Origin of the sequence: Duncaniella freteri, from assembly GCF_004766125.1 — a bacterium.
Taxonomy (GTDB): Bacteria; Bacteroidota; Bacteroidia; order Bacteroidales; family Muribaculaceae; genus Duncaniella; species Duncaniella freteri.
Genome location: NZ_SJSA01000001.1, coordinates 1,361,260 through 1,376,147, shown reverse-complemented (window position 1 = coordinate 1,376,147; position 14,888 = coordinate 1,361,260). Strand labels below are relative to the sequence as shown.

Below are 14,888 nucleotides of genomic sequence, written 5' to 3'. Positions count from 1 at the left end.
ATCTGGTGATGAAAGGGTGAGGACTCCGAGGCGTCACCGTCAGTAGCCCGACGGTGCCCCCTTTTCTTCTGTAACCTCGGCGACAGGCTTTTTGTTTATGGGGATAGTGTACATTACGGAGAAATTAGCCGTGAACGCGCCGTTGCGCTTACCGTAGCCGGGGATATACATGGGTTGTCCGTAAGGTGACTTCGACTCGTGGAGCACCGAATGGTACACGAGCGTCCATCCCGCCGAAAAGTTACCGGCGATGTTCACCTTAATGCCGAATGTCACCTCAAGGTATCCTGCCGTGTGGCTCAGATCGTTGAGTGAGAACCTGGAAGGCTCACCCCAGTATCCCTCGTCGACCGTGGCGTCGAGCACACTCCACTTATATGTGGAGAACCCATAGCGCAGACCCATCTGCAACTTATAGTCGGGGTTGGAGTTGTAGAGGAAATTGTAGGACGCGCCGAGCTTGAAATACGGAGCAATGGGGGTCTTGAAAGTATAGTTCTTATCGGCAGGAGTGTCGTTGCAATTGCCGAGACCTATTGCAAAAAACGGGAAATAGCGGTTGTGCAGGCTAAGTTCGCCCCACACATCCCCCAATCCGTACTTCTGACCGAGGGCACGCATCAGAGGGTCCCACACATTGACACCCGCCACCACCTCGTGAAGCAGCGGATACTCCATCTTGGGAGGAGCCTTGAGCAGAGTTGAATCGACATATTCGAGACCGGTGACGGTGTCGACTGTCACAGTGTTGCCCTGGGCATCGGTGGTGGTCACCAGGCGCGAGGGGTCAATGGGCTTCTTCACATCCGGAATCACAGGAGCCGCCCCGGGGTCACGCGGGGTCACCGGAGTCACCCTGCGCTGTGCGTTAACCGAGAACACACTGAGCACAAGGACTGTAATAAGGGCAAGGATCGACCTACTCATCACCATCCCCCTCCTGCGGATCATCAGGGTTATCAGTTCCGGGCTCATCCGGGGCGGGGTTGTCGGGGTTGTCCGGATTGTCGGGACCATCCGGTTCGTCTGGCTCATCGGGATCAGGCTCTGAAACTCGGAAGTACAGCCCGATGGTCATGCGCTCGACATTGGTCACAAGAGAGTCGGACACCCCTACCGAATCCAGAATCTGGAACGTGTGAGCCACACGAGTGATGCGGTAATGATACATAGCCCCGCACTCCTCGGAAGCGAAATAAGGGGTCGACTCATAATAGAACGTCACGCGGTCCTGCACACCGGCAGCTGCAAGATGCTTCTGCATATACCTGATGACAAACGTGGTGGAACTCTCTCCTGCCCTGAACGGCAGATACACATCCGACACCTTCTCATCAGGATCAACAAGCAGAGAATCATTGGGCGCGCCCTCACCGAAGATGGCAAGGGAGTCGATCACCACCTTTTCCTTCGTCGACATGGAATAGAAACCGGCATAAGGCACCGAATTCTGGTTGTCGGTACATCCGGTGGAGTTGCATCCCGCCAGCGCGGCTGCCAGCGCGGCAAGCGGCAATAATATGTAGAATAGAGCTTTCAAACCTTATCAGAATTTTCCGCGCCTCACTATCTCGCTCAGCTCCTTGCGGGTCTTATCCGGGGCGGAGACACCCTCGGCGGGGAAACCTATGGGGATGATCGCGACAGGCTCCACCCCCTCGGGGAGACGGAACGCGCTACGGATGATTTCGGGATCGAAGTTGCACACCCAGCAGGTGCCGAGATGGAGCGACGCAGCAGCCAGACACAGATGCTCAATCGCTATAGAGAGGTCCACATCGGTATGGTCCTTTCCGTCGTGGGGGCGATGCCATGCCTGGTCATGGACACCGCATGCGATGATATACTCGGGGGCAGTCCTGATCCAGTCGCGCGCATAGCTCTGCGCCACAGCCTCACGCTCGTCGGGGGTATCAGCTATGACAAAGATCCACGGCTGACGGTTGCATGCCGACGGCGCGAGCCTCGCCACATCGAGCACAGCCATCATGGCATCCTCGGGCACAGGCTGAGAAGAATAACTGCGGCATGAGAACCGATTGAGCGACAGGCTATAAAGTTCGGGATATGTATTCATGATTCTTTAGTGTCTTTAACAATGAACAAGGAGGGAGCGGGAGTTATTTATGTACGAAAAAAGCCGGGCTGTCCGCTTAGTCGCCGAGCGTATCCTTTATCTCGTAATGATTGCGCGAGGGGGAGTTGCGCACTATAAGCTCGCCGAGGAAGCCTGCGAGAAACAGCATGGTGCCTATTATCATCATCACGAGCGACAGATAGAAATAAGGCGAATCGGTGACAAGTATGTAATGGTTGCCATGATACATGTCATACAGCTTGCCGAAGCCCACCACCATCACTGCGATGAAGCCCACGATGAACATTAGCGAGCCGAGCAGACCGAAGAAATGCATGGGCTTCGCGCCGAACCTCCCGGTGAACCACAGCGTGGCAAGGTCGAGATAGCCGTTGACGAACCGGTCGAGCCCGAATTTGGTCTTTCCGTACTTCCTCGCCTGGTGCTGCACCACCTTCTCTCCTATCCTGGAGTATCCGGCGTTCTTTGCCAGATAAGGTATGTAACGGTGCATGTCGCCATACACCTCGATATGCTTCACCACCTCATTGCGGTAAGCCTTAAGCCCGCAGTTGAAATCGTGCAGATTCCTTATGCCGCTCACCTTGCGTGCAGTTGCATTGAAGAGCTTGGTGGGGATGGTCTTCGACAGCGGGTCATAACGTTTCTTCTTCCAGCCCGACACCAGGTCGTAGCCGTCGCGCATGATCATACGGTACAGTTCCGGGATCTCGTCGGGCGAATCCTGAAGGTCGGCATCCATAGTGATCACCACATCCCCCTGGGCAAGCCCGAAGCCGGTGTTCAGGGCGGGCGACTTGCCGTAGTTGCGGCGGAACGACGCTCCGCGCAGAGCCGGATTCCCGGCGGCAAGGCGGTGTATCACCTCCCATGAATCGTCGGTTGAACCGTCATCAACGAAAATCACCTCATAGGAAAAGTCGTGATCCTTCATCACGCGGTCGATCCACGCCGCAAGCTCGGGCAACGACTCAGCCTCGTTATACAGGGGCACAATTACTGATATATCCATTATTTATTCCGCTTTTATGAAGAGGAGGTTTACAGAGTTAAAATATGTGGAGAGAACGATTGATTCTTCGGACGGCACACATTCGCCGCATGCCGGGCTATATGTTGCAGCCTCTGGAGCCGAACTCACGTCTGCGCCTCAAAGCGAATATCCCGCTAAGGGCCATCGAAAGCAGCGAGCCTGTGACGATGGCGAGCATCATCATCTCCGTGACTATCTCTATGGGCGAAGGCACGAAATTGGCATCAAGCATCTTCTGAGCCATATCGGCTGCCATATCCACCTGCGACCCCGGCATAGTGCCCCTGAGGGCTGCCACGGCACGCATCTGCTCCACTACGAAATCAGGCGACAGCCATTTCATGAACACCACGAGGGCCGTCCCCGCGAGAAGCATCCCGCAGAAGAATATCACCACCCCCTGCATCCACAGCATAGGGAACGACCCCATCTGACCGAGGCTGCGGTGATAACGTAGCATGAAGCGGTAGATCGTCAGCGGCACGCACACCGCCATCGCACCCGACAGGAGCTGCAACAGAGGCATCCACTCCGAGAATATCGAAGCGAAGAACATCACCGTGAGATAAGCACCGAAAAAGAAGCCGTCGTCGGCGCCCCGACGGTAAGGAGACTGGATCATTGGCATTCAGCCTGAGGCTGAGGGGTTAGGTGGTTAGAAATTGAAATGCAAATGTAGTGATTTTTTCACACATTACCCGCCACTCCCACATAAAAATTGAGCCATACTTCACTCCAGCCGGCTTCTCACTCCCCCGGGTAACGGTCATGTAGACGGTGATACTCCATTTCGGTATCAGAGCGCACCCGCGGCTCGCTGCTGTCGTCAAACACCGAAGAGGGTAGCTTCACCTCAAGCAGGCATGCCCCCTTACCCGGCGGAGACGCCCGCCGCCCGGCATGAAAAGGCAACGGCGGCGAGACAGCCGGGACCCTCACCGGCTCAGGGACGCACGGAGCAGCCAAGGGTGCCGCCACAGCCTGAGCCTGCGGCATATGGCAGTAATCCCGCCCCACAATCGACGCCACCTCCTTTGCCGGATAAGCCCGCGCCCTCTCCTCATGCCGGTCAGCAGCCGCATCAGCCGCAGCCACCTTCCTGCGGGCGGCACGCCTGCGGGCAGCCTCGGAGAGCCGTGCACTCCTGTCAACGTCAGCGCGCACCCTATCCATCACCTCGGGATTGATCACAGCATCGGGAGCAGGCACCCATCCGGGGTCCTCTATATAACACATCATCCCGAACATCATATCCCTGAACTGAGCCTCGCTCACCACCGTGGAGCGGGCATCGCATATCATCCTCACATACATCCTCCCTATAGCGGCAAGACCTATGCGGTAAGGGTGCTTCTGTCTCTTCTTCACGCTCATATCTACACTTTTTTCGCAAAGTTAACACATCCGGGGCCCATGCAGGTGCGATAACGCCGCACTGTGCTAAAAAATATTTTCTCGATTGGTCAAAAGGTATAAATTTTGGGAATGAATGGATAAAATCATTAAAAATGTTGTTATATTTTTCCAAAATCGTAATTTTTCGTTGTACCTTTGCGTGAATTTTTGGCTTTAGCCGTTTCAACATACTCAAAAAAACAACCATCTAATTTAGGTATAATAAACAAAGACGACAACGACACAATGAAATCAATCTCGTCACTCGCAATCGGCAGCCTCTCCGTGCTGCTCGCGTCCGCCACTCTCGCATCATGCTCAGGCAACAAGGGCCAGCAGATGGAGATGCCCGCGCCCGCAATCGCCACCGTCACGCTCGCTCCTCAGAACGTAGACCTCCAGTCCACCTACCCCGCGACAATAAAGGGCAAAACCGACATTGACATCCGCCCGCAGGTAACAGGATTCATCACCAAAGTACATGTCGACGAAGGACAGCGTGTACGCAAGGGGCAGGCACTCTTCACACTCGACCAGGTGCAGTTCCAGGCAGCTGTCGACCAGGCGCGCGCCACCCTCAACTCCGCTCAGACAGCAGTCAACACCGCCAAGATGACTGCCGACTCCAAGAAGACACTGCTTGACAAGAACATCATCTCGCAATATGAATATCAGCTTGCCGAGAACTCTCTACAGCAGGCCAACGCCCAGCTCGCCACAGCAAAGGCAGCTCTGGTAAACGCTCAGAAGAACCTCGCCTACACAGTGGTGACATCACCCAGCGACGGCGTGGTAGGTCAGATACCCAACCGCGAAGGCTCCCTTGCAAGCCCCTCGTCGGCACAGCCCCTCACCACCGTCAGCGACAACTCACAGGTGTATGCCTACTTCTCACTCACCGAGAAGGACCTCCTTGCACTATCAGGCAACGGCAAAGGCTCCCTCGACGCCGCCATCAAGTCGATGCCCGCAGTGAGGCTCAAACTCAGCGACGGCACCATATTCCCCATCGAGGGCAAGGTGGCAACAGTGTCGGGTGTGATCGACAACAACACAGGCTCGTCGAGCGTGCGCGCGCTCTTCAGCAACCCTGACGGCGTGCTCCGCAGCGGTGCCACAGGCCAGATCATCATCCCCAACCCCATGGACAGCGTGCTCGTGATCCCGCAGAAAGCCACATTCGAGCTTCAGGACCGCCGGTTCGTCTATGTTGTCAACGACTCCAACAAGGTGGTTTCCACGCCCATAGCCATCGAGACCAACAATAATGGCAAAGTATTCGTAGTGACCTCAGGGCTCAAGGCAGGCGACCGTGTAGCCATCGAAGGCGTAGGCACCAAGCTCAAGGACGGCATGACAATCAACCCCACTGCCGCCGCACCCGCGCCTGATGCGCCAGCCGCACCCGCCGCTGAAAAAGCCGAATAATCCATCCCTCTCCCGCACACCCCGCTCTCCTCAGAAATCACAGAATTAAAAAATTCCTCAACTAAACAATGAAACTCGATACTTTCATAAATAGGCCGGTGCTGTCGACGGTGATCTCCATCTTCATCGTACTGCTGGGTCTCATCGGGCTGTTCTCGCTTCCGGTGACCCAGTTCCCCGACATCGCACCCCCTACCATACGTGTATCCACATCCTACACGGGAGCCAACGCCCAGGCAGTGCTCAACTCCGTCATAGCCCCTCTTGAGGAGTCGATCAACGGTGCCGAGGGCATGACCTACATGGAGTCAACCGCCTCCAACACAGGCTCAGCCGACATCACCGTCTACTTCGAGCAGGGCTTCGACCCTGACATGGCGGCCGTCGACGTGCAGAACCGTGTGGCTAAGGCCCAGAACCTCCTCCCCGCCGAGGTGACCCAGGTGGGCGTGCTCACCCAGAAGCGTCAGTCATCGATGCTGCTCATGGTGTCGCTCTACGACCCCACCGGCCGCTACTCGATGGAGTTTATCGACAACTACGCCAAGATCAATATGATCCCTCAGCTGCAACGTGTGTCAGGCGTGGGCGACGTCATGTCGTTCGGTGCCGACTACTCCATGCGCATATGGCTCAAGCCCGAGGTGATGGCACAGTACGGACTGATGCCTACCGACATCTCCGCCGCGCTTGCCGAGCAGAACATCGAGGCTGCCCCGGGAGCCTTCGGCGAGCAGGGTGACCAGTCGTTCCAGTACACGCTGAAATACAAAGGCCGCCTCTCCACCCCCGAAGAGTTCGAGGACATAGTGGTAGCAGCCAAGCCCACAGGCGAGGTGCTCCGTCTGGGCGACGTCGCCAGGGTGGAGCTCGGACGTGTCACCTACGGATTCTCCAACTCACTCAACGGCAATCTCTCCACAAGCTGTATCGTGTTCCAGACCGCAGGCTCCAACGCCACACAGATCATCGACGACTGTCTGAAGGTGGTGGACAACATGAAGAAGGAACTCCCCGCCGGCCTTGAGATAGCCGTGCCGATGAACAACAACGACTTCCTCAACGCCTCTATCCACGAGGTTATCAAGACGCTCATCGAGGCATTCATCCTCGTGTTCTTCGTGGTGTATGTGTTCCTTCAGGACATACGCTCCACCATCATCCCCGCCATCGCCATCCCTGTGGCACTCGTGGGAACATTCTTCTTCATGAACCTCATCGGGTTCTCCATCAACCTCATCACCCTCTCAGCCCTTGTGCTTGCGATAGCCATTGTGGTCGACGACGCCATAGTGGTGGTCGAGGCGGTCCACGCCAAACTCGACGTGGGCTACAAGAGCGCGCGCAAGGCATCGATCGACGCAATGGGCGAGATAGGCGGAGCCATCATCTCGATCACCCTCGTGATGATGCTCGTGTTCATCCCTGTATCGTTCATGAGCGGCACCACAGGTGTGTTCTACCGCCAGTTCGGTCTCACAATGGCGATCGCCATCGGTATCTCCGCGCTCAACGCCCTTACCCTCTCGCCCGCGCTCTGCGCCGTGTTCCTCAAGGGTCATGACAACCACGACCCGATAGGCAAACGCATGGGTAACGCCTACGGTGCGGCAGCCCAGGCAGTGGCAGGCAACGTGAAGCGTCGTTTCACCCTCGACCTCCCCCCGCTGGTGACATTCGCGTTCCTCACCGCCACCATCACGTTCATGGTGCTCGGATGGTACAGCCTCGAACACCCCGTCCAGCTCGTCATAGCGAGCGCATGCGCCATAGTCACTATCCTCGGAATCTTCGGAAAGCGTTTCCACAAGGGATTCGAGATAGGCTTCGGCAGAATCCTCAAGGCATACAACAAGTTCACATCGTTCTTCATCAACCATAAGATCACATCGTTCAGCCTCGTGGCTCTCACCGTGGCTATCCTGGTGTGGCTCATGAACGTGACCACCTCGACCCTCGTGCCCAACGAGGACACCGGCGTGCTGTTCTGCATGGTCGACATGCCCCCGGGCACATCGCAGGAGCGCACCGATGAGGTGCTCGACCAGGTGGACGCCATCATCGCAACCATCCCCGACATCGAGTACCGCCAGAAGATCTCGGGCTACAGCTTCATGGCAGGCCAGGGTGCCACCTACGGCACATTCATCCTCAAGCTCAAGAACTGGGAGGACCGCAAGCGTGCCGACCAGACATCGGAAGCCATCCTCGGAAAGCTCTACGGCATGACAGGAGCAGCCATCAAGGACGGACGCGTGGTGATATTCGCTCCCCCTATGATCAGCGGATACTCCCTCACCAACGGTTTCGAGATCAAGATGCAGGACCGCACAGGCGGCAACATCAACGACTTCTTCGCCATAGTGCAGGGCTTCCTTGCCAAGCTCAACCAGCAGCCTGAGGTGCAGGTGGCAATGACCACATTCAACCCTGCGTTCCCCCAGTACATGATAGATATCGACGCCGCCAAGGCAAAGCAGGCGGGGATCTCACCCAAGACCATCCTCACCACCCTTCAGGGCTACTACGGCGGTATGTACGTGTCCAACTTCAACCGTTTCGGCAAGATATACCGTGTTATGATGCAGGCCAACCCCGAGGCCCGTGTCAGCCCCGAGACCCTCTCAGCCATCAAGATACGCAACGGAGCCGAGATGGCATCGATCAGCAACTTCGTGACGCTCACCAAGGTGTACGGACCTGACCTCATGAACCGATTCAACATGTTCCAGTCAATGTCAGTGACCGGCTCGCCGGCTCCCGGCTACACCTCGGGCGACTGTCTCGCCGCCATCGAGCGCGTCGCAGCCGAGACCCTTCCCCAGGGCTACGGCTACGAATTCTCGGGCATGACACGCGAGGAAGCGGCACAGGGCTCGGGCAGCACCACAGCGATCATCTTCGGGCTGTGTCTGCTCTTCGTGTACCTCCTCCTCTCCGCCCAGTATGAGAGCTACATCCTGCCGTTCTCGGTGATCTTCTCCATACCGTTCGGACTCATGGGCACATTCATCTTCGCTCAGATATTCGGAATCTCCAACAATATCTACCTGCAGATCGCCCTCATCATGCTCATCGGACTTCTCGCCAAGAACGCCATCCTCATCGTGGAGTTCGCCATCGAACGCCGCCGCACAGGCATGTCGATAGTCAACGCCGCCATCCAGGGAGCCTCGGCGCGTCTGCGTCCTATCCTTATGACATCACTGGCGATGATCATCGGTCTGTTGCCCCTTATGTTCGCCTCGGGAGCCGGAGCCAACGGCAACCGCGCGCTCGGCACAGGCTCGATAGGCGGTATGCTCATAGGTATGATACTCCAGGTGCTCATAGTTCCCGCCCTCTTCGTGATATTCCAGAAGATACAGGAGAAGTTCACCCCGCTCAAGTGGGAGGACACCGACAACGAAGGCATCGAAAACGAGATCGAGCAGTATTCGGCAAAATAATATTCAGCCCCTCGGAACGGAGCTGCGGTTAAAGGGTCGACGGGACCCCGGCACACGCTCAGGAGCACCTGAGGCCCTTTAACCCCGGATATCCGTCCCGGAATTTTAAATCAAGAATATGAAATTCAACAAAATATCACTCATCCTTGCCGCCGGGCTGAGCGTGAGCGCGCTCTCCGGATGCGGGATCTACACCAAATACAACCCCGAGAAGGTCAACAATGCCCTCGTCAACGAGTATGCCGAGGCGTTGAAGCAGGAGGCTGACCCCGAGGCGTTCGGCAACCTCAAGTGGCAGCAGGTGTTCACCGACCCTATGCTCGCCGACCTCATAGAGCGCGCCCTCGCCAACAACAAGGACCTCAACAACGCCAAACTCAGTGTAGACATGGCGCATGCCCAGCTCAAAGGTGCGCGCCTTAGCTACCTCCCCTCGGTGGCTTTCGCCCCCAACGCTACACGCTCACGCGCCATGAACACCTGGAGCGAATGGAGCTATCAGCTCCCGCTCGCAGTCAACTGGGAGGTCGACATCTTCGGCAAGCTCCGCAACAACCGCAAGAGCGCCGAGGTGGCTGAGGCTCAGGCCAAGGCTTACGAGCAGGCTGTGCGATCTCAGATCATAGCCGGCGTGGCTCAGTGCTACTACACGATAGCAGCTCTCCAGAGCCAGCTTGAACTGTCGCGCGAGACAGCTGTGCTGTGGAAACAGAGCGTGCAGACCATGCGCGACCTCAAGGAGGCAGGACGCCTCAGAGAGAACGCCGTGGTGCAGAGCGAAGCGCAGTACTACAGCATCGAATCGTCGATCAACGATATCGAGATGTCGCTGCACGAGGCTAACAACACCCTGTCGCTCCTGCTCAACACCATGCCGCAGAAGTGGAGCATCCCCGCAAGCGCAAACCTTTCTCAGCCCGCAATAGCCCGCACATCCGTGCCTATGGCTGAGCTCGCCGCCCGCCCTGACGTGCGCGCATCCGAAATGGCTCTCGCATCGGCTTTCTATGCCACCAATTCAGCTCGCGCAGCCTTCTATCCCACACTCAACATCACTGCCAACGGCGGATTCTCCAACACCCTGGGCACAATGATATCCAACCCGGCGCAGTGGTTCGTCCAGCTCGGGGCAAGCCTCACCGCACCCCTCTTCTCACGCGGTCAGAACATAGCGCGCCTTGAGGCCGCGAAAGCTCAGCAGAAGCAGGCACTCAACAACTTCGAGTACTCGATCATGAGCGCGGCTGCCGACGTGAGCGACGCCCTCACCACCTATGAGAAGAGCATCAAGAAACAGTCGTGGCTCGCTCTTCAGGTCGACAACATGTCAAAGGCTGTCGACATCACCAACGAGCTCCTCCTCTTCGACGGCTCCACAACCTATCTTGAGGTGCTCACCGCCCAGCAGAACCTCCTCGGCGCACAGACAGCCCAGATCACTACCAATCTCGCTGCCACACGCGCCCTCATCAACCTCTACCAGAATCTCGGTGGCGGCAGGTAATCAGTCCATCTTCCTCTAAATCAATAATATTATGATTAGCGACAAAGCTCACATCGACCCATCGGCAAAGATAGGCGAGAACGTCACCATCCATCCGTTCGCATTCATCGACAAGGATGTGGAAATAGGCGACAACTGCGTGATAATGCCCTTCGCAAGCATCATCCGCGGAACACGCATGGGCAAGAACTGCAAGGTGTTCCAGGGTGCCATTGTAGGTGCCGACCCGCAGGACTTCCGTTGGAAGGGAGGGTTCACCTACTGCTACATCGGTGACGACGTGGTGATACGCGAGAATGTGATCATCAACCGCGGCATAAAGACCGAAGGGGGCACAAGGATAGGGAGCGGCTCTTTCCTTATGGCAAATTCCCACGTGGGGCACGACTCCCATCTCAAGGGCAGCACTGTGATCGGCAACAACGTGTCCATAGCAGGCGACGTGGAGATCGGCGAATGCGTGATACTCTCATCGAGCGTCGTGGTACACGAGAACTCAAAGATAGGCGACTGGGTGCTCATAAAGGGCGGATGCCGCATCACCGGCAATGTGCCTCCCTTCTGCATCATGGCTCACAACCCCACTTCCTACTTCGGGGTGAATGCCTATCTGCTGAAAAAGAACGGCAACATGAGCGAACAGCGCATCGACGATATCGCAAAATGCTACCGCCACCTGTATCAGACAGGGACATCGGTGTTCAATGCCCTCAAGCGCATCGAAGCCGACGTGGACCCCTCGCCGGAGCGTCAGAGCATCATCGACTTCATCAACGGCTGCAACCTCAGGATCGTAGCCATACCCAAGGACCTCGAACAGTAGGGACCCACACACTCATCCCTGCTGCAAGATAAGCTAACAATAACCCGAGAGGCTGTGTCATATACTTCATGAATTATGACACAGCCTTTTAGCCCACAATAACAACAATGAAAAAGCACAGCATCCTATTCGTGTGTCTCGGCAACATATGCCGATCTCCGGCCGCCGAGGGCATAATGCGCCATATCGTAAGCGAGCCGGGAGTCACCGGCAGCTGGATCATCGACTCGGCAGGGACAAGCCGCTATCACATAGGCGATCTTCCCGACCACCGTATGAGGCTCCACGCACGCCGCCGCGGAATCGAACTCACCCACAGGTGCCGTCAGGTCACCGAAAGCGACTTCGACGACTTCGACCTCATCATAGGGATGGACTCAGCCAACATCTCCAACCTACGCGCAATAGCCCCCCCCCGAAGCCGAAAGTAAGATCCACGCAATGTCGGAGTACTTCTCCCCCTCGGCACGTCACGACCACGTGCCCGACCCATATTACGAAGGCGCGGAAGGATTCGAGCTCGTGCTCGACCTTCTCGACGATGCCTGCCGCAACCTCTACCACTCACTGACACAATCATGAAACAGCTGACACTCACCACCCACATAACAGAGGCCTCCATCGAAGAGCTCTCCCCCTCAGAGCGCAGCCTCGTTGAAGCCGCGCGCGAAGCCACATCCCGCTCCTACGCCCCCTACAGCCACTTCCATGTAGGCGCGGCAATACTCCTCGACAACGGAGAAACCGTCACAGGCTCCAACCAGGAGAACGCCGCCTTCCCCTCAGGCACCTGTGCCGAACGCACCGCATGCTACTACGCCCACTCCCGCCATCCCGACTCCCGCTTCACTGCGATAGCCATCGCGGCACGCGGCACCGACGGAGAGGAGCTCGCACAGCCCATAGCACCCTGCGGCGCGTGCCGCCAGGCACTCCTCGAATACGAGACCCTCGCCGGCAGGGACGTCAAAGTGATACTCACAGCCCGCGACAAGGTGTACATCCTTCCGTCGGTGCGCTCCACCCTCCCGCTGGCATTCTCGGAATTTTAGCGAATATTCATTAAATTTCATCATTCCATGCCTTTATGCTTTGCCAAATGATGAAAATAGATTATCTTTGCACATTAATAAACTACCTATATAACCGAAAAGCCTTAACACAGAACCACTGAAATGAGGGTAAAAATACATACTGAAGGCACCAACATACTTCTGATACTCCTGCTGATACTGGTTGTGATCAACCTGTCGGCATGGATGTTCATACGGCCTGCGGTGATTCCCATCGTGTTCTCAGCGGTGTGCGGTGTGTTCTATCTCTTCGTGGTCAACTTCTTCCGCTCCCCACGGCGCACTTTCCGGGGCGACAGGGAGAATGTGGTGGTATCGTCGGTCGACGGAACAGTGGTGGCTCTCGAAGAGGTGTTCGAGCCCGAGGTCCTGCGCCGCAAGGTGAGGATGCTGTCAGTGTTCATGACAGTGCTCAACGTCCACGCCAACTGGTTTCCGGTAGACGGAGAAGTGCTCCTTGTGCGCCATCACAAAGGCCGCTTCCTGAGTGCATATCTCCCCAAGGCAAGCATCGAGAACGAGCGGTCGACAGTGCTCATACGCGCCAACAACGGACAGGAGCTCCTTGTGCGCCAGATAGCCGGAGCCGTGGCGCGCCGCATCGTCACCTACGCCGAGCCGGGTGAACGCTCCAACATCGAGGACCACATGGGATTCATAAAGTTCGGCTCACGCGTCGACATCTACCTCCCCCTCGATGCCGAGATAAAGGTGAAGATCGGCGACAAGACCGTAGGAGGCATCACCGAAGTGGCACACCTCGCAACCAAAAGCTGACTCATGGCCGCCGAGACATACTCGGCTGACCACCATCATCATACACATCGAACGTGAAGAATATAAAGACATATATCCCCAACACCATCACCTGCCTCAACCTCCTGTGCGGATGTGTCGCCGTGTTCCTGGCGTTCCACTCAGGGACTCAGGTCATGGGGCTCCATGCATTCGAATGGGCGTGGATATTCATCGGGGCCGCCGCAGTGTTTGACTTCTGCGACGGGCTCTCGGCACGCCTGCTCGGGGCCTATTCACCCATGGGCAAGGAGCTCGACTCGCTGAGCGACCTCGTGAGCTTCGGACTCGCACCCGCATTCCTGGTTATGAATGCCATGATCGATGCAGGTGCGCCATCAGGGGTATCCTTCATCGCGCTTTTCATCGCACTGATGGGCGCGCTAAGGCTTGCTAAATTCAATGTCGACACCCGCCAGGCCACATCATTCATAGGGCTCCCCATCCCTGCCAACGCCCTCTTCTGGATCGGCACCATGGGATGGATTTCCGAGCACGGCTATCCGGGCGACATAGTGATGGCGGTCCTTATAATCGGATTCTCTCTGCTTATGGTGAGCGAGCTGAAAATGTTCTCGCTGAAATTCAAGGATATGGCGTTCAAAGGCAACGTGCGCCGCTACATGGTGCTTGCCGCATGTGTGTTCTTCATAGCCACCGACGGTGTAGCAGGGTTCGCATGGACCATAATCCTCTACATCCTGATATCCCTTCTGGGCAAACGCACCGACCCTGACAACTTTGAGGACGAATTGCAGGCATAGCACACACGCCCCTCTCTTCATCCTTTCACCCCCACCCTCTTTTCCCTATAAAATGCTGACTTTTTTCGGTACAATAATAATAGTATATTTCCTTTGGCTCGTTGTGAAACCTATGCTTGCACGCTACATGCAGCGCAAGTTCCAGCAGAAGGTTAACGATATGTTCGGGCAGATGTTCGGGCAGGCTCCGGGGCAAAGCGATTCCACTCACGACAACGAGGCCAGCCGCCGGCAGGATGCCCACGGCAGATACAGGCAGCGCAAAAGCAAGATATTCTCCCGCGACGAAGGGGAATATGTAGAGTTTGAGGAAGTGCGCGCCACATCTTCGTCGGAGACCTCTGCCACTTCGGACTACTCATCCTCCTCCCGCCGCCACACTCCCCGCGAGCCCCAGGTGTCGGATGCCAAATGGGAGGACATCCGATAATTGGTCCTTTAGACCAGATGTCCAAAGGGCTATAGTGACTTCCAAAAACAAGACTGGAGAACAGGAGAACTTTCTTCGATGCCGTAGGGCGGGGGC

14 protein-coding genes and 1 pseudogene are annotated in these 14,888 nt (G+C 56.6%); 9 read left to right on the top strand and 6 right to left on the bottom strand.

Annotated features, from left to right (window positions below):
- Positions 1 to 39: 39 nt before the first annotated feature.
- From EZ315_RS05825 to EZ315_RS05800, 6 genes are all read right to left on the bottom strand, one after another.
- On the bottom strand, positions 40 to 927 hold the full coding sequence (locus tag EZ315_RS05825) for a DUF6048 family protein (RefSeq protein WP_135471250.1): 888 nt from the start codon (positions 925 to 927) through the stop codon (positions 40 to 42).
- A complete protein-coding gene (locus EZ315_RS16850; protein WP_197731914.1) occupies positions 920 to 1,540 on the bottom strand; it encodes a DUF6452 family protein in 621 nt (206 codons plus the stop codon). Before EZ315_RS16850 ends, EZ315_RS05825 begins: the two co-directional genes overlap by 8 nt.
- A gap of 6 nt (positions 1,541 to 1,546) precedes the next feature.
- Positions 1,547 to 2,077, bottom strand: coding sequence for a nitroreductase family protein (locus tag EZ315_RS05815; protein ID WP_135471249.1), 531 nt, complete (start codon positions 2,075 to 2,077; stop codon positions 1,547 to 1,549).
- 76 nt (positions 2,078 to 2,153) lie between these two features.
- Positions 2,154 to 3,110 (bottom strand): glycosyltransferase family 2 protein, encoded by a 957-nt coding sequence (locus tag EZ315_RS05810; RefSeq protein ID WP_135471248.1) that lies wholly within the window; start codon positions 3,108 to 3,110, stop codon positions 2,154 to 2,156.
- 97 nt (positions 3,111 to 3,207) lie between these two features.
- Positions 3,208 to 3,759, bottom strand: coding sequence for a DUF4199 domain-containing protein (locus tag EZ315_RS05805; RefSeq protein WP_135471247.1), 552 nt, complete (start codon positions 3,757 to 3,759; stop codon positions 3,208 to 3,210).
- Positions 3,760 to 3,878: 119 nt separating this feature from the next.
- Complete coding sequence (locus EZ315_RS05800; protein WP_135471246.1) at positions 3,879 to 4,505, bottom strand: hypothetical protein; 627 nt, start codon at positions 4,503 to 4,505, stop codon at positions 3,879 to 3,881.
- 267 nt (positions 4,506 to 4,772) lie between these two features.
- On the opposite strand from EZ315_RS05800, the gene EZ315_RS05795 reads away from it, so the two are divergent.
- The 9 genes and pseudogenes from EZ315_RS05795 to EZ315_RS05755 all read left to right on the top strand — a co-directional run bounded on the left by EZ315_RS05795 (position 4,773) and on the right by EZ315_RS05755 (position 14,792).
- Positions 4,773 to 5,954 carry an efflux RND transporter periplasmic adaptor subunit gene (locus EZ315_RS05795; RefSeq protein WP_135471245.1) on the top strand — a complete coding sequence of 394 codons (1,182 nt, stop codon included), beginning with the start codon at positions 4,773 to 4,775 and terminating at the stop codon, positions 5,952 to 5,954.
- Positions 5,955 to 6,022: 68 nt separating this feature from the next.
- Positions 6,023 to 9,403, top strand: a complete 3,381-nt coding sequence (locus EZ315_RS05790) for an efflux RND transporter permease subunit (protein WP_135471244.1) — start codon at positions 6,023 to 6,025, stop codon at positions 9,401 to 9,403.
- 118 nt (positions 9,404 to 9,521) lie between these two features.
- Positions 9,522 to 10,907, top strand: a complete 1,386-nt coding sequence (locus EZ315_RS05785) for a TolC family protein (protein ID WP_135471243.1) — start codon at positions 9,522 to 9,524, stop codon at positions 10,905 to 10,907.
- 31 nt (positions 10,908 to 10,938) lie between these two features.
- Positions 10,939 to 11,730 carry an acyl-ACP--UDP-N-acetylglucosamine O-acyltransferase gene (gene lpxA, locus EZ315_RS05780; protein WP_135471242.1) on the top strand — a complete coding sequence of 264 codons (792 nt, stop codon included), beginning with the start codon at positions 10,939 to 10,941 and terminating at the stop codon, positions 11,728 to 11,730.
- A gap of 107 nt (positions 11,731 to 11,837) precedes the next feature.
- Positions 11,838 to 12,312 (top strand): annotated as a pseudogene (locus EZ315_RS05775) (low molecular weight protein-tyrosine-phosphatase).
- Complete coding sequence (locus EZ315_RS05770; RefSeq protein WP_135471241.1) at positions 12,309 to 12,782, top strand: cytidine deaminase; 474 nt, start codon at positions 12,309 to 12,311, stop codon at positions 12,780 to 12,782. The pseudogene EZ315_RS05775 and the gene EZ315_RS05770 overlap by 4 nt, the downstream one beginning before the upstream one ends.
- Positions 12,783 to 12,905: 123 nt before the next feature.
- Positions 12,906 to 13,580 (top strand): phosphatidylserine decarboxylase family protein, encoded by a 675-nt coding sequence (locus EZ315_RS05765; protein ID WP_135471240.1) that lies wholly within the window; start codon positions 12,906 to 12,908, stop codon positions 13,578 to 13,580.
- Between the two features lie 53 nt (positions 13,581 to 13,633).
- Entirely contained in the window at positions 13,634 to 14,362 is a 729-nt protein-coding gene (pssA, locus tag EZ315_RS05760; RefSeq protein ID WP_135471239.1) for a CDP-diacylglycerol--serine O-phosphatidyltransferase, read from the top strand.
- Between the two features lie 52 nt (positions 14,363 to 14,414).
- Positions 14,415 to 14,792 (top strand): DUF4834 family protein, encoded by a 378-nt coding sequence (locus EZ315_RS05755; RefSeq protein WP_135471238.1) that lies wholly within the window; start codon positions 14,415 to 14,417, stop codon positions 14,790 to 14,792.
- Positions 14,793 to 14,888: the final 96 nt, after the last annotated feature.